The following is a 16,459-nucleotide window of genomic DNA, read 5'->3' on the forward strand; positions in this document are numbered from 1 at the left end:
GACGAAAGGCATCACTCGGGCTCAGGCGACTCAGTTATTTAGCACTATTTTGAAGATTGCTTCAGTGCTTTTATGTTTCAATGTTTCAATGTTTCAATGTTTCAATGTTTCAATGTTTCAATGTTTCAATGTTTCAATGTTTCAATGTTTCAATGTTTCAATGTTTCAATGTTTCAATGTTTCAATGTTTCAATGATTCAATGATTCTTGGGTTTTGGGGGTTCCCAATATTTGGCTCCTTGGGAGTTTGTTAAATTTTCCAAGAAGTCTGACAAGGTTTTCGCAAGTTCTGGCCATTCTTTCCTTGGGTCTAAAGGCATGCATAACAAAATATTACCTTTATCAGTTATCAATAAAAGCTCGGAGTCGCCGTAAAAACGGCCAAATATAAGGTCGTTTTCGTGTGCGTCCTTGGCTCTTGTGTATTGCTGGTTGCTTGTTTCAGTGATGCACTCTTCTGGGGTAAGTATTTCAATTCCCCACTGCTGGTATAGCTGATCCTTAAATAACTCTGTTTTTTCGCTGATTCTCCAAAGCTCTTTAAGTTCGCTACGCATCTGTGTGGGTATCTTAGATATTTTTTGTTCGGTGGCCCCAGCGGAAAACGAGGAGGTTAGTAGAAAGGGGCACTCTTCTCCGAAGTGGAAGGCGGTTCGTGGGCTGCTCCATTCGGACTTTATTTTTTTTACTATCAATCTTAATTTTTCATGGTTCATTATATTCTCGCCAGAATTTGTTATACATTTCTTGGTGGGTTTTACGCTGAACGGGAACTAGGTTCCAGAATTTATTATCGCCACCATATTCACGGGGTTTTATGTGATGTATATCATACTCGCCCCAACCTCCGCGAGGCGTCGCATACCCCCGATCATACCATTCTTTAATGAATGCACCACGTTCGGATGCGCCCCATGGTACGCGATGTGAGAGAGGTACTTTGCCGTCTATTTGGGTTGGGAATGGAATGCTGCGCCCAGTTCTCGGATCTGTAATTTTAGGGTAAAGCCTTAGGGTGGCACGTAGGCGCAAAATTAAAGTAGGTATTGTTGGGGTAGATTGATTGCAGGATAGACCGAGTGGGTCTATCCAGTTTGTTGTGCTCGGTGCATATCTGTAGAGATTTGCGCCGCCGGAAATTCCTATTGGATCAGGTTGCGTGAAATGACCGCTGTGGGCATCGTAAAATCTGAATGTGTTGTAGGAAAGTGCTATTTCGCGATCGTAGTATTGTCCTTGGTATTTTAAATTTTGTTCCCTCGCTTCTTCCTGAGAATGCCATTCGTCTGTAGGGGTTCCCCATCCCCGGAACTCACTCCGCCAAATGGTGCGCCCTTTACTATCTGTAAGTTGCTCAGGTAAACCTGGTAAAGAAGTATGAAAGTAATTGATTTCTTCGCTGCCGGGCCGCCCGTCAATGCGTGCCAGGGCTTCGTAACTGTCCGGAGTGGCATACACATACAAGCTAGCCAGCCCACTCTGCACTTCTTGAAGCAAGCGCAACCCTTGCCAGTGAAACAGCACCCGCCGACGCGGCTCTGGATACTCCCTCTGATAAACCTCCTTGCTGATCCGCCTCCCCAAAGGGTCATAGGCAAACACCACCCGCTCACGCTCGCCACTGCGGTACTGCTCCACGCAAACCAGCCGCTGCTCAGCGTCGTACTCGAAATACTGCACCCAGTTGCTGCCGATCCGCTTCTCGCACAGCCGCCCAAAGCGGTCATAGCGATAGCGCTTGTCCTGATACACCAACACCCGGTTGTGCTTGATCAGGCCATTGAGTTTGGGGCCGTCGAACAGGTTGCCGGCCTTGTCGTACTTGTAATCCTCGACCTGCGTGGCCTGCCAGTTGGGGCGTGACTGGTGAACGGTCTGCAGTTGCTCGTTGAGGTCGTAGCCGTAGCGGTTGTGTCCCGAATAGGTCTTGCCCGTGTGGGGTAGGTCAAGGAAGCGACCGATGATCTGTTCGAGGTTAGCGTTTTCGTCATTGGCAGCGTTGGACATCCCTCGGCGCTGTGTCTGGGTCAGTACCTCGGCAATCAGGTTGTCGCTGGCATCGTAGCGATAGGCCTTGTCCAGCAGCGGCAGCACTTCAGCAGGGGCATCGCGGTAGTGAATAGCCTTGCCGGCCAAGCGACCGCTGGTGTCGTAGCGCGTGCGGGTGACCAGTTTGCCTTGGGTCCGCAGGACCTCGTCGTGCACCGCATCACGCTCGAAATCGCTGATCACCCGGCCGTTCAGGTTGATCTGGTGCAGGTGCCCGCTGCCGTAGTACAGGTGGTTGAGTTCGCGTTGGTCGGGCAGGACTAGCGTCTGCAGGTTACCCAGTTCGTCGTAGCGGTACTGCAGCAAGCCAGCGCTGTTGGTTTCGCTGAGCAGTTGCCCGTTGGCGTCGTAGGTGTAGTCGAGTTGCTGTTTTTCTCCTTTGTTGTCAGTGAAGGTGATGGACAGCAGATTGTCGGCCGCGTCGTAGCGGTAGTCGGTGGTGCCATCTTCGGTGCGCTTGCTGACAAGCCGGCCGATGGCGTCCCGCTCGAAGTCGTGGCGGATGGCAGCCGTCCGTGTCGGTGGGGCGTTGTCGGACAGGGGGGGCTGCTCGTCAGGCGAGGGCACATGGGTAAGACGAATGACCTCATCCAGCACGTTGTAGGCATAGAGGCGGCCACTGCCATCCAGGTCTTTTTGTGCCACCAGCCGGTCCAGTTCGTCCCAGCCGAAGCGGTATGACTCGTCATTCTCGTTGGTAAGTTGCAGTAGCCGACCATAGGCGTCGTAGCGGAACTTCACGCTGTAGCCCATGGCGTCCGTGCGTTCGACCAGCCGGCCGCTGGGGTCGTAGCGAAATTGCAGGGTTTTCTGTGCAGGGTCGACGTAGCGCGTCAGTTGACCCGCGACATCAATCTCATAGCGGTCAATGCGACCGTCCGGGCGTTCGCTTTCGACCAGATAGCCACGTGCGTCGTAGCGGAAGTGGGTGTGTTCACCCCGGGCATTGATGCTTTCACGCAAGCGGCCATGGGCGTCGTAGTGATACAGCGTCTGGGCATTGCTGCAGTCGCGGTAGCTGAGCAACTGACCGCACGTGTTCCAGCTCAGGTATTTGCTCTTTTCGAGGGCATCGGTGACCTGGATAACACGGCCTTCCGGGTCGTATTGGTACTGTGTCTCGCGCCCCAGCGGGTCCTGCTGCCAGAGCAGATTGCCGTGGCTGTCGTAGCCGTATTGCCGAGTCCGTCCGGCTGTATCGGTGACCTGGACGGGCAGTGCCCAATGTCGCAAATATTTGATGTGTTCGCGGCGGCCGAGGGGATCGCGGGTTTCGATCAGGCGGCCGATGTCGTCGTAGCTGTAGCGCCATTCACCCCCTTGCGGGTCGATGCGCTTGATCAGCTGTCCGGCGATAACTTCCGCCAGCCAGCAGTTGCCCTGAGGGTCGATGTGCTTATAGACCTCGTACAGTGGCCCCCAGTAGTAGTGATCACGGCGGCCGAGGTTGTCCGTGACGAGGGTTTCACCGGCTTCCAGGTTGTACTCGAACCGGTACTCTTCACCATCGCTGCCCCAGTGGCGAATCACCCGCCACTCGTGATCGGGTTGGGGCTCCAGCAGTGGAGGCAAGCGGTAGGGCGTACCGTCCAGGCGCTTGGGGGCAGGGCGCGTTTCAGGAATGGCGAAGCGCGCCCATTCGTATTCGCGGACAGCACCGCTAGCCAGTTGATGGCTATTGAGATAGCCCTCGGGGGTGTAAGTGAAGCGGCGGACTCGTTGATCCGTCGCATCCAATACCTCATGCAGTTGCCCGTTGTCGGTGTAGCGATAGCTGACCAGCAGTTCGCTGCGTTCTACCGTAGGTGTTCCACCGTTTTTCAGGAACACCCGTGATACCTCACTGACACGCTGGGGATGCCTGGCGGCATAGTGAAGCTGCACGACCGTTTGGCCGTGCTTGTCATAGAGGGCTTTCAGGCGCCCTTGTTCGTCGTACAGCAGGTCGAGGCAATTGAGATTGCGGTCGCCGAGCCTGATCAGCCGTGAGCGTTTCGGATTCAGCGGGTCGGTATCGAAGACCCGATAAAGCCCTTCATTGATATCTTCGACAACGGTCTGGCCGTCCTCCAGCTGGAAGAAGGCCAAGCCGTCCACGGCACTGATGAAGGCATCACCGGCACTGAGGCGGCCCAGTTCCAGTCGGTTACCGTCGTTGTCGATGTAGATCCACAGCGTACCGCCTTGAGGATGTGGGACGCGGGCCAGCTCCACTTCATAGGGGACGCTCCAACCCATCCCCAGTAGACCGTCGCTACGCATGTCCCTGCTGTCGTAGCGCCGTGCCCATTGGATGCCCAGCAAGCCTGGGAGATTGAAGTCGATGTCCTCCGGACCCTCTTGCAGCTTGCTCCCGGTGGCAACGGCAACCGGGTTACCTAATGTGCACCCTTTGATGCGGCCAAACCTTCGGGAGATAAGCATCCCCGCAATAATCCCGGTAAACATCGCAATCTTGCTCTTGCCGTTGCGAATGTCCCGGACCGTCGCCGTACCGCCACCAATGCGCACATTGGGCGATACGTTTTCATTCACATCAATCGTGGCATCGCAGGTGGTCTTGTCACCTGAACGCGCTGCGGGTTGGCCATTGATGAATACCTTGTCCGAGCCTTGCGCAATGAAGGTGTCGGGCAGGGGCGGGTGGCGCGAACAGCTGATCTTGTCTCCTTCCGCGGGCTCCGAGCCTGGGTCGGCCGGTGTGGTCACGGGCGGGTTGAAGATGTCACGTATGGCCATCCCCAGCCCCACGAACGGGACGAGATAAGGCACCGCAGCCATGGCCATGGAACCGACGTTCTCCAGGATGGACGGTTCCTCTTGTTCAGTATCGGCTGCGCCGCCTCCCGGTGGGCCAGTGATGCCGGCCGCGCGCGCAGCGGGCTCACTGTTAATGAGCACATTGGTTGACCCGCTCTCGATTTTTCCGTAGGGATCGGGCGAGTCCACGCTGTTGCCAAGGCTGTCGCAAAAGCTGGAGATGGCATCGCCGACAGTCTGGTCTTCGCCGACGGAAAGGGTGCTCATTGCGCCGACTGCTACACCCGCGACTGCGGCGATGGCGACTCCAGCCGCACCGCCAGTGGCTACGGTGCCAACCACGGCCAAGCTGATGGCTGCGGCGACGGCCGCGGTGGCCGCTGCATAGATAACGGCCTCGGCAACTGCGCTGATCATTTCAGCGGCAAGCGATGGATGAAGAATTGCGTCGCCCATTCGGGCGGCGTGAACGGTCTGCGCCATTGGCGGTAAGCTCCTAGCAATCCGAAAGTCCTTGTCCTGGTGCGTGGAGAGGCTCAGGCAAATCGGAGCTCGTCTTTGAGAGCGCGCCAGTGGCTGATATCGTCGTCACTCAAAGGCCCTGGCTTGCTGTAGTTGAGCACCATCATCCGTTGCTGCCCCGGTATCAGGCAGGCCGCCTGAAGCTGGTAGTGGGGCTTGTCGCCGACCATGAACTGGATTGCCATTTCCCGACTGTCGACCGGATGCTCATTGCTTCCAAGGCGGGTCACTTTCGCGGGCGTAATGGTCAGCGCCTTTGACTTCTTCCGTAATAGGTTCAGTTGGTCCTCCAAGGCCTCATCCAGGGTCTTGGTGGTTGCAACAGGGCTGCGAGCGATCACCAACGTGGTTTGCCTGTCGGGAAAGCGCAGCATGTTCAGCGTCGGGTCCTCGTGGGCTTCATCACCCAGATTGAGGATTACATCGTGCGTCAGGTATCGGGTCATCTTGGGTAAGTCCTTTTTGAGTTCAGTGCAGGGTGGCTGGGCGAGCGCTAGTCGAAATGCCCATCCACGTCAGCCTTGAGTGAGTCACTGTCGCGCCCGTTCGCGCCCGCGCCCGCCGAACCACCCGTTGGGTTGAGGTCGAGCTTTGCCGCCAGGGTGTTGATCTGCCCGGTCTGCTGTGCGGTGAAGTTGAAGGTCTCGCAGGTGATGTTCAGCGTGCCGTTGGCATGCATTTCGATAAGGGTCTTGCCGCATTTGAGGCGTAGCGAGTTGCCCGCTTCGACTTCGTAGTCGCCTGCGATGAGGTCGTTTTTGCCACCCCCCACTTTCACGGTGTCGTTGGCCTTGACGACGCGCAGACGATTGCGGCCAATGGCGACCGATTCGTCCTGGCCAACCTGTTGGGTGCGATCGACGCCCACAGAGAGGGACTGGTTGTGATTGACCAGAGTGTTCTGATCTCTCTGGGCATGGATGAACACTTCCTCCTTGCCCAGCTCATCCTCGAAACGCAGCTCGTTGAAACCTTCCCCCTTGTGGGTCTGGCTCTTGATGGTCATGCGTGTTTTGTGATCGGGCAGGTCGTAAGGCGGCAGTTGGTCACCGCAGTAAGTGCGCCCGGTGATCATTGGCTGGTCGGGGTCGCCGTTGACGTAATGGATGATCACGTCCTGGCCGATCCGAGGGATGGCCATCGAGCCCCAACTGCTACCCGCCCAGCCTTGAGACACCCGCAACCAGCACGAACTGAACTCGTTGTTCTGGCTTTCGCGGTCCCAGGGGAAACTGACTTTTACCCGGCCCCATTCATCGCAGTAGATTTCCTCGCCAGGCGGGCCGACGACGGTGGCCATGTGCGGCCCGTCGATTCGTGGTTTTTTCAATGGCGCAGGGCGCCATTCGGTCCGACCGGGGACCAGCACTGCGGTCTGCTCGTAGCGCGTGCTTACATCGGCGCCGGCGGCTTCTTCCTGCAGGCTGGTGAACTGGTGGCCTTTATGGGTAACCGTGTTGACCCGCCAATGCGCATTGAGGTCGTCACGTGGGTGACCGGTCAGGGTGAAACTGAGCCCCGGTTGCAGACGCACGTCATCGCCCTGGACCTCGGCAATACGCACATCATGGCGCAGCGCTGTGATGCGGTTTTCGGTGAACGGCTTGCCCACGGCATCGCGTTTATAGCGGCCTGGGTAATCGAAGTATTCGTACTCTTTGCTCTGATGCTCCAGGAAGGGCCCGGCGGCTCTGTGCTCCTGGCGGTAGGCCGGGTGGGTGAAGGTGTGGTCGCGCTGCACCTGACGAGCGGTGCGCACCTGCTCGGTGTAGCGCAAGCGGCGAAGGCAGGGTATGGCTTGATCGCCACCGCTGTTGGCTTGGTACAGCACGCTGTCAGGGCCTACCGGCTCGTCGTCATCGCAGAAGCCCTCGTCTTCATCGTCGGCCTTGATGGCGCCATGGCTGATCAGGCCGAGGGACTGCAGCCGATCGGTGATGATCAGCTTGTGCAGCTTTTCACTGTGCGCGAAGCGGTAGACGAAGCCTTCTTCAGCGGCCAGGCGGGCGATGAACGCCAAGTCCGTCTCACCGGCCTGAACGCAGAATTCGCGCACCTGATGGTCCATGCTGGCGCGCAGTTCGTACTGGTCAATGCCCTGGCGCTTGAGCATCAGCTCGAGAATTTGCGGAACGGTCTTGTGCTGGAAGATGCGCCAGTTCGAGCGCAGTTTGGCCCGTGCCAGTTGGGGCTCGACCAGCGCGTGATAATAGGTGCGGTAGAAGCCGCTTTCAGCCTGGCTGAAACGGCTGACAAGGCCGTGCACGTACCGTACCGGGCGTTCGCCCTCCAGGATGGTGAAGAGCACGGGTTTGTCGAGCAAATGGCCGAAGTCGATATCGTTTTCGAAGCTGATCAGTTTCAGCTCCAGTTCAAAGGGTGCGCTGATGCCCTCTCGGAGTTCGAACGACACCACTTCGAATTCAGCTTTGCCAACGAGAGCCTCAAAGCTGTAGCGCAAATCAGATTGGCTAGGCATAAAAGATCCTTGTCCGCCGTCTGAATCAACACAAAGCCCGGGCGGGCATGGCCTGCCCGGGGCATTTGCACAGGTCAGGCGGCAGGTGCGCGCCAGTCGTCAGAGCCTTCGGTATTGGCTACATCGTGAGCCCACGTGATCTTTCGATACGCCAGCGATACTTCAACCAGTTGGGTGTAGTTTTCATTGTCTTTGTCGAGTGCGTGGGGAAGCACGGTATTGATGCTGACGATGGTGGCGTCTTCGAGCGTGGTGGTGAAAAAATGCTCTTGTTTGCCTTCCGACGAGGTGCGATACCAGCTGACCTCGACCGTTGGCAGCATTTCGCCGGTGGCAAGTGCCTGATACATCAGGGGGGTAGCTTTGTTCAGTGAACTGGTGAATATGAAAGGCTTATGCACGCGCTGGCCACTCGGTTGACCGCTCTGGGGGTCAGTGGGCGTAGTCACCTCATGCTTGATTTCCTGAACCAGAATCTGATCTTCATGGCCTTGTTGGAACACGTTGCCGACGGAGTCAGCGGTGAAGGCGCCCGCGGTGATGTTGCCTTGGGTCTGGCCTATGATCTTGATGTAAGCGGGTGTTGGCATGGCAGTTACTCCTGCGTCCATGTGGGTAAAGCACGCGCACCACGGGTGGCGTGGCCATCGGGAGCGATGGGCTTGTCAGCGAGGCAAAAACCTCGCGAATTCGTTGAATTCAGTGGTGCTGTGTCACGGTTGGCTATTGCTGCAAGATGCCGTTCAGCGACTCCAGCACCTCGGTTGTGATCAGGTGCAGGCGGTAGCTGTAGATCCCGTAGGCCACCGCCATGGCGATGGCGGAGATGACCAACGGGCTCCACCACGGCCATATCCGGCTCATGCGGAAGTTTCTGGGGGCGACGTTGGTGTAGGGGTCGCAGACTTCTTCGGGGGTGGGGCCGCGCAGTTCGCGGATGATCCCGTGGAGCTGGTGGATCAGGGCGTTCAGTGACTCTTCGCCCTTGGGGGCGATGGCGTACTTGCCCTTCAAACCCAGGCACAGTGCGAAGTACATGAACTCCAACACGTCCTGATAGCGCTTGGGTTCCTGCATCAGGCGGGAAAGCACGGTGAAGAATTTTTCCCCGCCCCAGGTTTCATCGTGGAAGATGCTGAGCAGCGGCTCGTGGCTCCAGCAACTGCTTTTGCCCCAGGGCCGATCCATCACCGCTTCATCGATGTACAGGCACAGGCCGTAGGAGTACGCCAGCAACTGAGCGGGCTCATAGCCGTGCTGGCGTATTTCTTCCCGGATGCTGTCGATCTGAATACGTACTTGCTGATGCACATCTTTGATGTTGGGCAGTTCATCGAGCGTGCGCAGGCGCATGACCAGCCCGAACAAGGGCGCCGCGGCATCCAGCATGAGATTGGCGCAGCCACCCCTGAGCTGAAACTCCGGATCCGCGGGGTAGCCCTGATATGCAGGCTCCGGCTCCGGCTCCGGCTTCTGCTCCTGTGCAGATGCAGTGGAAGTTGCAGGTGCGGGTGCGTCGTTGGGCAGCGACTTCTCGAGCATCGCGTGCAAATCCGTATCCGCAACGTGCTTCGCGTCGTTGAGGGTAGGGTTACTGTTTTCCATATCATTCACCCCTGATCGCCCAGAACTGCAGTTCAAGCCCTGGGAACTCACCTGCAACGTGGAAGCCGAAGCCGTTGGCCGTCTTCATGCAGGCCCAGGCGGGGTCACGGCGGTCCAGTTCGAAGTAGCTGAAGCCCGCATGGAAGGGCAGGTCGCGTGGAGCAACCGGCAGGGGCAGCAGCGGGATGCCCGGCAGTTGCAAAGGCACCAGGTCATTCAAGGATTCGAGTGAGGTGACCTTGGCTTTCTGTATGAACATCTGGCGCAACGTTTGCGGCGGCAGGTCGGCGCGCACGGCGATGATGAAATCGGCTTCGTTGATCAGGCGCCGGTCTTCCAGCGTGGTCGTCATCACACCAAAGTCCAGGGTCTCCAGCGGCAGTGACACGGCGCGGGGTTGCAGGACCGTGCTCAGGGCTCGACGGAGCGTATCCTCCAGGGGCTTGAACGAGGTACGCAGTGCGGTGTGGTGGTAGGCCGGGTATTCCTGCGGCAGCCGGTTCTCGTCGGTGAAGGTGACGAATTCGCCACACGCCTGGCTCATGGACAGGTACAACTGCTCGGGGTGTGTTTGTCCTTGCCTGGCCAGGTGGTTGAAGCACGGCCACCAGCGGTTCATGGCCTGCAGCAGGTTGAAGTCGCGGATGTCGGCGATACCCGACTGGCCCGAAGCGCCGATGCGGGCGGCAAGATTGCGCGCACGCTCGCGCAGGGTGTTGGTGATCTCTTCAAGGAAACGCTGAAGGGCCGGCACTGCCCGCACCGAAACGCTGGTGGGGTAGAACGTTTCATCCAATTGCAGGCTACCGTCGGGGCGCCGTTCCAGGATACGAGCCACGGCCAGGCGGGTGTAGGCACTGCTGTCATCGGCTTTACGCTTGAGCTGCAGGTTGGGCACGGCCAGGTCGACCTGCACCAGGTCACCGTCGGCGCTGTGGGTATCCTTGATCTCCTCTGCCTGAGCGTTGTAGCGGAAGTTGGCGGCATTGTCGGGCCAGCTCACTTCACGGCCGCCCTCGGTCCGCAGCGGCAAGCACAGGAATATCTCGCTGTCTTTCGAACCGTCGTCCTCGATTTCCAGGGGCGGCGGCGGCGGCAGATCGGCAGGAATATCGAACACTGTGCCATCGGGCATGATGCCGCGCGCCTTGGTGATGGCGACCTTGCCCAGGCTCAGGTATTCGGTGCTCAGCTGCAGTTCGCTGAAGCCGTAGAAGGCCGCGTTGAGGCTGCCAAGGCGTTGATGCAAGGCCGCTTCACTGGCCCGCGCAGCTTGTTGGAAATGCTGCGGTTTGACGAACAGGCCTTCGGGCCACAGAACGGGGTTACGTGAACTCATGGGCGCTCCGTGTCAGCGTGAGTAGGGGGGATAGGGTGCAGAGGCGCTGTCATTCCTCCTCCTTGAGCAGGATCTGCGCGTCATTGACCAGCACTGAGAGAATGATCTGGTGGCCGCGTGGCGGAATTCGCAACACGTGCTGCCAGGTCGCGTTTTGCTGGTTGCTGTAGTCGCCGATCACCGCGACGAAGCGGGTCTCGGGCTCGATGGGCTCAAACGGTATGAACTTGAACTGGCCTGGGTTCAGCAGGTAATCGTCATCGCGGATGTAGGTACTGCGCAGTGCCTTGGCGGGGTCATCGTCCAGCAGTTGGTACACGCTGTTGCGCAGCAGGGAGTCATCACGCAGTTGCAGAATCTTGATGGCAATCGGTGTGGCGACAGGCCCGCTGGCTTCGGCCTTGCTGCCCGGCAGCGTGAGCACCACCGTGGGGGCGTCATAGCTGCCGGGCGAGCTTTCTTCCATCGGGGAGCGAGCCCATTCGCTTTGGTCCTCTTCGCCGGTTTCCACGCGGGACATCGCGGGGAATTGCGCTTGCAGGTATGCGAGCAAGGTCCCGACTTTGTCGGTCAGTGCGTGCGGATCGCCGGCACTCAAGGTGACTGCGTAGGGGCTGGGTTCCAGGATGCTCTCAGGGATGGCCGCCACGTCGACACTGTTCGGGTTGCTGTTGAGCGTTGGGCTGACGTTGATGCTGAACGCGACTTGGGTGGGGGCGTCCTTGGGCGGCCCGATTGGTAACGAGTGATCCAGCACCACCTTGGTGGCTCTGCTCAAGGACGTGCAACCTGGCAGCCCGACCAGCACGATCAGCAGAGACGCCATCAAGAAAGCCAGGCGGCTCATGGGCGCTCTCCCGCCGTCAGCTGTTGCAGCGGGGCCGTGGTTGATGGCGCCGCCTCAGCCAGCGCCTTGAACGCCGCCATGGGGTCTTTGATCACCCAATCGGCCCCGTCGCTGCCGATGGTGCCGCCCGTGCGATCAAACCGATGACGCAGGGTGACGGTATGCTGCACCTGGTCGAGATTGATGATGCACAAGGTCAATGTGCTCATGAGCGCCCCCGGAAACGGACAACGGGACTGATCTGGCCATCGTGGTCATCGACAAAGCTGGTCCAGCCCAGGTAGGCGCCTTGGCTGCGGTGCAGGCAGAACGGTGACAGTGCGTTTTGTTTCAGGTGCAGCTCCAGGTCATACGCCAGGCCATCGCGCAGCAGAAAATCAATCAAGGCGCGCAGGCGACCGAAGTTGATGCCGCTGGGCAGCAAGTCATGCAGCTGCGCCTGGTCGAGTTCGCTGATGACGATGGTGAACTTGCTGCTGCGGGTGCGGGTGCGGGTGCCGACCATGAACGTGCTGCCAAGCTCGCCGTTGCTGCGCCCGAGGCTTACAAGCTGTTTGCTGTTGGTGGTGACCGTGCGCGTCTCGAATTCGCGGATCTGCACGTGCGTCAGATCGAAGCAGTGGGCGATGATGCCGGCGACGGTCCCCGGTGCGCGGCTGCGGCTGGCGATAACCCCGGCAAAGCTGAGCAGGCGGCTCCAGGGCAGTGTCGTGTCGCCGCGCAGCTGTTTGTCGTTCAGCCCGAGCAGGGCAAACATGTACTGGGAGAAGCCGTCGCGCGCACCAGGTTGAAAACGGATGTAATAGCGGTACTTGCGCCAGATCCGGTGCAGCAGGCTGAGCAGGTAATGGTTGAAGAAGTCGAAGAAGGCCGGCCGCACGCCTACACCCTGGGCATGTTCATAGGCCACCTGTTCCAGGTAATAGGTGGGCAAGGGCGAGTCGGTACCGTGCAGCCCCATGAACGTGGTGCACACGCGATAGCGCTCATCCTCCCCTGGCATCCGCTCGGCCTTGTACACATCAGAGACGGGAAAGGTCAGGCGCGGGTCGCTGGCCAGACGCACGCGCAGCCGGGTGGCCTCATCCGCCCAACGCGGTTCCAGGTTGTCGCCGTGCAGGCCATGCAACCGCTCCAGCAACTGGAAGAAGTTGTACTGGTGCGCATTGGCGAGCAGCTTGTCGGCTAGATCAGCGGTTGCTTGCCGGTCTGGATGGGCCATGTGTAGTGCTCGTTGTTGGTGGCGTTGATCACTTCCAGTTGATGGAAGGAATTGATGCTGGCGTACAGGGCGAAGAAGTGCGCGAGCACGCAGCCGAACAGGTAGAGGTCGCCTTCGCAGAGGAAGGCCGTCTGGTCCAGCTTCAGTTGGGTGTGCAGGCCTCGGATGGGTTGCCCCTTGATCAGCCAGTCCATGGGCTGCGTGTGGATTTCGCGGATACCGTCGAGGCGTTTGCCGGTGGTGCGCGCTTGCTGGATGTCGTGCAACGCCGCGAAGTCGTAGGTGCGAATCACCGCCTTGAGCGGCTCGACCGACAGCAGCGACAGGTAGTTGAGCGACATGTTGGAGATCAACGCCCACTGCAACTGGCCATCCAGCACGGGCCGGTAGGGGCGGGTGGGGGCGCAGATGTTGGTATAGGTCGCCAGGGGCGGCGTGACTTCGGTGAGGACGTTGATGTCATCCACGCCCAGCGCCAGCGGCAAGTCCCTGTTGGTGCAGGTCAGGTCGATGGATGCCGTTTCAAGCTCGCCTATGTAGCTGTTGGCATCGGCGCGCACGAAGGCGATGCGGTGGGTCACGCCATCGCCGCGCAGGGACTCTTCGAGTTGGCAGCGGTAGTACAGCGCCGTGCGGCCTTGGACATGCTCGATTTCGTGGGCGAACGATTCGAAAGGGCGAAAAGTCCGCAGGTGCTCACCGGTACTTCCGTCAGTGGTCGTTCGGGTGCTGATGACTTCATCGACACTGAAGATTTCGTAAGCGGACTGCGCCTCGCTTCTGGGCTTCAGGTCGACCTGGGCAGCCTCGCTGGCCAGGTCGATGGGCTCGGCACTGTGCTTGAACAGGTTGACAGCCGGGGTGCAGAACAGGCTGAAATCTTCTGTGCCAACGCGAAGGGTGTCTGGCAGTTGACGCGTGAAATGGAACTCGATGCCCACCTGCGGGCAGGCTTGTGCCGGCCACAGCTTTTCCAGGCCGGTAATGCTGAAGAAGTGGAAGCGCTTCGGGAACACGAAGTATTCCTGCAGGATCCGGTAGCCATCGAACACGTTCCGCGGGTAGGGCAGCAAGGCCTCCTCAGGGCTGAAACCCGGGAACGCGATGCTGTTGGCCGGTAGCCGGCGCACCTCGCCGTCCATGATCACGCTGACGTATTTGAGGTATTGAGCAATCCATAGATAAAGCGTCAGAGCGGTGCGGTTGTCGCCGCTCAGGTGGAAATCCAGACGGGCGCAGCCCAACGTATTCAGTGGCCGTTCGACCAAGGTTTGCAGGCCGATGCGAACCACAGAGCTGTCGAGTGTCTGGGTTGCGCTGACGGCGCTGATTTCGAACGGATGAAGGCTCACTCCCGTGCAGGTCCGAAACTCGCAGGGCACGGCGTCCACGGGTTTCGAGAACAACCTTGCACCTTTGGGAATGTGCTGTGACTGGCTGAGCGATTGTTTGCGTGGCGAGAATCGGATAATCGTGGCGCTGGGCAACGGGCGCAGGTAGTTGGGCCACAGTATCTGCAGCATGGGGTGGGTGAGTTCTGGCAGGTCATCTTCCAGCTTCAGCCGAAGCTTGGCCGTTAGAAACGCAAAGGCTTCCATCAACCGCTCGACATCGGGGTCGCTGCCCGCCTTGCCTAGCAGCCGGGCAAGCTGGGGGTTGTCCTTGGCGAAGTCGTTTCCCAACTCGTGCAGGTAACGCAGTTCTTCGCTGAATCTGTCCTTCAGTGACATGGGTCACCTCACTCGGGTGCAGCGGTTGTGTCCGTTTACCAGCAGCTCCAGCTGCAACTGCTCTGCCTGGTTGTTGACCTGCACCTGGCAGTCGAGCCTGAAATGCAGTTCCAACGGGGCGTGACAATCCGGTACCGCTTTGAGCGCGCGCACGTGGATGCGCGGTTCAAAGCGCTGGAGGGTACGGCGGATATCGGCGCTCACTTGCTGCAGCAGGTCGCCACTGCTGACGTCATGCCCATTGAAGTCGCGCAGGCCAAGCTCGGGGCTGCTCTGGGAGCAGCCTTGGCGAGCGTTCAGCAACGTTTCGAGGTGGCGCTTGATGGCCGCGAACTTGTGCGAAGCGCTTTCCTGGCGAGACGGCTCCCGGATGGCGGACGGGTCCGCCATCAAGCGATCGAAGAAACCACTCATTGCGTGTCGAGCCGGCCTACCAGGGAAATTTCGAAGTTCGCGCCCATGTACTTGAAGTGCGGGCGCACGGCGAGCGAGACCTGGTACCAGCCCGGATCACCCGCCACGTCCGAGACCTCGACCCTGGCAGCACGCAACGGCCGACGGCTGCGCACATCGGCCGAAGGGTTTTCCTGGTCGGCGACGTATTGCTTGATCCATTTGTTGAGTTCGGACTCAAGGTCCCGTCGCTCCTTCCAGCTGCCGATCTGCTCGCGCTGCAACACCTTGATGTAGTGGGCCAGGCGATTGACGATGAACAGGTAGGGCAGTTGGGTGCCGAGCTTGTAGTTGGTCTGTGCCTGCAGGCCTTCGGGTGTCTTGGGGAAGTTTTTCGGCTTTTGCACCGAGTTGGCTGAGAAGAACGCGGCGTTGTCGCTGTCCTTGCGCATGGTCAGGGCGATAAAGCCCTCTTCGGCCAGCTCGAATTCCTTGCGGTCGGAAATCAGTACCTCGGTAGGAATCTTGGCCTGCAGCTGGCCCAGCGATTCGTACAGATGCACCGGCAGGCCTTCGACGGCACCTCCCGATTGCGGGCCGATGATGTTGGGGCACCAGCGGTAGCGGGCAAAGCTGTCGTTGATGCAGCTGGCCAACAGGAAGGCTGAGCTGCCCCACAGGTAATTGTCGTGCCGGCCGTTGATGTTCTCATCGTAATGGAAGCTGCTGATCGGCTGGTCCTGGTGATGGTAGGCGGAGCGCAGCATGAAGCGCGGCCCGGTCAGCGCGATGTGGCGGGCATCTTCGCTCTCGCGGAACGCGCGCCACTTGGCATGCCGTGGGCCGGCGAAGATGTCTTTGATTTCTTTCAGATTGGGTAGCGCTTCGAAGCTGCTGAGGTTGAAGAACTCGGGGGAGGGTGCCGCAATGAAGGGCGCATGCGACATGGCGCCGACGGATGCCATGTAGCTCAACAGTTTGATATCAGGCGAAGAGGGGCCGAAGTTGTAATTGCCAACCATGGCCGCGACCGGCTCGCCACCGAACTGGCCGTAACCGGCGGTATAGACGTGTTTATAAATACCACTGCAGGTAATGTCGGCGGCGTTCTCGAAATCATCGAGCAAGTCTTCCTTGCTGACGTGCAAGACTTCGAGCTTGATGTTCTCGCGAAAGTCCGTACGGTCGACCAGAAGTTTGAGGCTGCGCCACGCGGATTCAAGTTGCTGGAACGCGGGTTCATGCAGAATGGCATCCATCTGCTTGCTGAGGACCCGATCCAGCTCGGCAATCATCTGGTCGACGCGATGTTTGTTGATCAATTGATCTGGGTCATGACTTTTTAGAATTTCGGCAATGAAGGCGGATACACCCTGCCTGGCCACTTGGTAACCCTCTTGTGTGGGAACCAACTTGGTCTCTGCCATGATCTGGTCGAGCAAGGTGGCATTGCTCAGTGTTTCGGCCTGTGTTTCAACAGTGACAGTTGTGCTTGGCTTTGGCATGGGGACGC

At 59.0% G+C, this 16,459-nt stretch carries 13 protein-coding genes; all 13 read right to left on the bottom strand.

Annotated elements, in window-relative coordinates:
- Positions 1 to 197: 197 nt before the first annotated feature.
- The 13 genes from REH59_RS09305 to tssC all read right to left on the bottom strand — a co-directional run bounded on the left by REH59_RS09305 (position 198) and on the right by tssC (position 16,451).
- Entirely contained in the window at positions 198 to 716 is a 519-nt protein-coding gene (locus REH59_RS09305) for a hypothetical protein (RefSeq protein ID WP_128573544.1), read from the bottom strand.
- Entirely contained in the window at positions 706 to 5,292 is a 4,587-nt protein-coding gene (locus REH59_RS09310; RefSeq protein ID WP_014859034.1) for an RHS repeat-associated core domain-containing protein, read from the bottom strand. The genes REH59_RS09305 and REH59_RS09310 overlap by 11 nt, the downstream gene beginning before the upstream one ends.
- 53 nt (positions 5,293 to 5,345) lie before the next feature.
- Positions 5,346 to 5,777, bottom strand: a complete 432-nt coding sequence (locus tag REH59_RS09315; RefSeq protein WP_014859033.1) for a DcrB-related protein — start codon at positions 5,775 to 5,777, stop codon at positions 5,346 to 5,348.
- Positions 5,778 to 5,824: 47 nt separating this feature from the next.
- Positions 5,825 to 7,810 carry a type VI secretion system Vgr family protein gene (locus REH59_RS09320; RefSeq protein ID WP_014859032.1) on the bottom strand — a complete coding sequence of 662 codons (1,986 nt, stop codon included), beginning with the start codon at positions 7,808 to 7,810 and terminating at the stop codon, positions 5,825 to 5,827.
- A 74-nt stretch (positions 7,811 to 7,884) separates the two neighbouring features.
- Complete coding sequence (locus REH59_RS09325) at positions 7,885 to 8,400, bottom strand: Hcp family type VI secretion system effector (protein WP_003251355.1); 516 nt, start codon at positions 8,398 to 8,400, stop codon at positions 7,885 to 7,887.
- Positions 8,401 to 8,533: 133 nt separating this feature from the next.
- On the bottom strand, positions 8,534 to 9,415 hold the full coding sequence (gene icmH / locus REH59_RS09330; protein WP_265536630.1) for a type IVB secretion system protein IcmH/DotU: 882 nt from the start codon (positions 9,413 to 9,415) through the stop codon (positions 8,534 to 8,536).
- Position 9,416: 1 nt separating this feature from the next.
- Positions 9,417 to 10,754 (bottom strand): type VI secretion system baseplate subunit TssK, encoded by a 1,338-nt coding sequence (gene tssK, locus REH59_RS09335; protein ID WP_014859045.1) that lies wholly within the window; start codon positions 10,752 to 10,754, stop codon positions 9,417 to 9,419.
- 49 nt (positions 10,755 to 10,803) lie between these two features.
- Positions 10,804 to 11,601 (bottom strand): type VI secretion system lipoprotein TssJ, encoded by a 798-nt coding sequence (gene tssJ / locus REH59_RS09340; protein ID WP_014859046.1) that lies wholly within the window; start codon positions 11,599 to 11,601, stop codon positions 10,804 to 10,806.
- On the bottom strand, positions 11,598 to 11,810 hold the full coding sequence (locus tag REH59_RS09345) for a hypothetical protein (RefSeq protein WP_128573547.1): 213 nt from the start codon (positions 11,808 to 11,810) through the stop codon (positions 11,598 to 11,600). The genes tssJ and REH59_RS09345 overlap by 4 nt, the downstream gene beginning before the upstream one ends.
- On the bottom strand, positions 11,807 to 12,823 hold the full coding sequence (gene tssG, locus REH59_RS09350) for a type VI secretion system baseplate subunit TssG (RefSeq protein ID WP_128573548.1): 1,017 nt from the start codon (positions 12,821 to 12,823) through the stop codon (positions 11,807 to 11,809). The genes REH59_RS09345 and tssG overlap by 4 nt, the downstream gene beginning before the upstream one ends.
- The gene (gene tssF, locus REH59_RS09355) at positions 12,787 to 14,553 is read right to left on the bottom strand and encodes a type VI secretion system baseplate subunit TssF (RefSeq protein ID WP_014859049.1); all 1,767 of its coding nucleotides are present in this window, start codon (positions 14,551 to 14,553) and stop codon (positions 12,787 to 12,789) included. The genes tssG and tssF overlap by 37 nt, the downstream gene beginning before the upstream one ends.
- 3 nt (positions 14,554 to 14,556) lie before the next feature.
- Complete coding sequence (gene tssE, locus REH59_RS09360; RefSeq protein WP_014859050.1) at positions 14,557 to 14,967, bottom strand: type VI secretion system baseplate subunit TssE; 411 nt, start codon at positions 14,965 to 14,967, stop codon at positions 14,557 to 14,559.
- Positions 14,964 to 16,451, bottom strand: coding sequence for a type VI secretion system contractile sheath large subunit (tssC, locus tag REH59_RS09365; protein ID WP_014859051.1), 1,488 nt, complete (start codon positions 16,449 to 16,451; stop codon positions 14,964 to 14,966). Before tssC ends, tssE begins: the two co-directional genes overlap by 4 nt.
- Positions 16,452 to 16,459 lie beyond the last annotated feature (8 nt).

It is taken from the genome of Pseudomonas sp. BO3-4 (genome assembly GCF_034044115.1).
Lineage (GTDB): Bacteria > Pseudomonadota > Gammaproteobacteria > Pseudomonadales > Pseudomonadaceae > Aquipseudomonas > Aquipseudomonas alloputida.

Coding starts and splice junctions, on each gene's coding strand:
- REH59_RS09305 (WP_128573544.1), bottom strand. CDS start 716: ATGAACCATGAAAAATTAAGATTGATAGTAAAAAAAATAAAGTCCGAA.
- REH59_RS09320 (WP_014859032.1), bottom strand. CDS start 7,810: ATGCCTAGCCAATCTGATTTGCGCTACAGCTTTGAGGCTCTCGTTGGC.
- REH59_RS09310 (WP_014859034.1), bottom strand. CDS start 5,292: ATGGCGCAGACCGTTCACGCCGCCCGAATGGGCGACGCAATTCTTCAT.
- tssK (WP_014859045.1), bottom strand. CDS start 10,754: ATGAGTTCACGTAACCCCGTTCTGTGGCCCGAAGGCCTGTTCGTCAAA.
- tssF (WP_014859049.1), bottom strand. CDS start 14,553: ATGTCACTGAAGGACAGATTCAGCGAAGAACTGCGTTACCTGCACGAG.
- tssG (WP_128573548.1), bottom strand. CDS start 12,823: ATGGCCCATCCAGACCGGCAAGCAACCGCTGATCTAGCCGACAAGCTG.
- REH59_RS09325 (WP_003251355.1), bottom strand. CDS start 8,400: ATGCCAACACCCGCTTACATCAAGATCATAGGCCAGACCCAAGGCAAC.
- icmH (WP_265536630.1), bottom strand. CDS start 9,415: ATGGAAAACAGTAACCCTACCCTCAACGACGCGAAGCACGTTGCGGAT.
- REH59_RS09315 (WP_014859033.1), bottom strand. CDS start 5,777: ATGACCCGATACCTGACGCACGATGTAATCCTCAATCTGGGTGATGAA.
- tssC (WP_014859051.1), bottom strand. CDS start 16,451: ATGCCAAAGCCAAGCACAACTGTCACTGTTGAAACACAGGCCGAAACA.
- tssE (WP_014859050.1), bottom strand. CDS start 14,967: ATGAGTGGTTTCTTCGATCGCTTGATGGCGGACCCGTCCGCCATCCGG.
- tssJ (WP_014859046.1), bottom strand. CDS start 11,601: ATGAGCCGCCTGGCTTTCTTGATGGCGTCTCTGCTGATCGTGCTGGTC.
- REH59_RS09345 (WP_128573547.1), bottom strand. CDS start 11,810: ATGAGCACATTGACCTTGTGCATCATCAATCTCGACCAGGTGCAGCAT.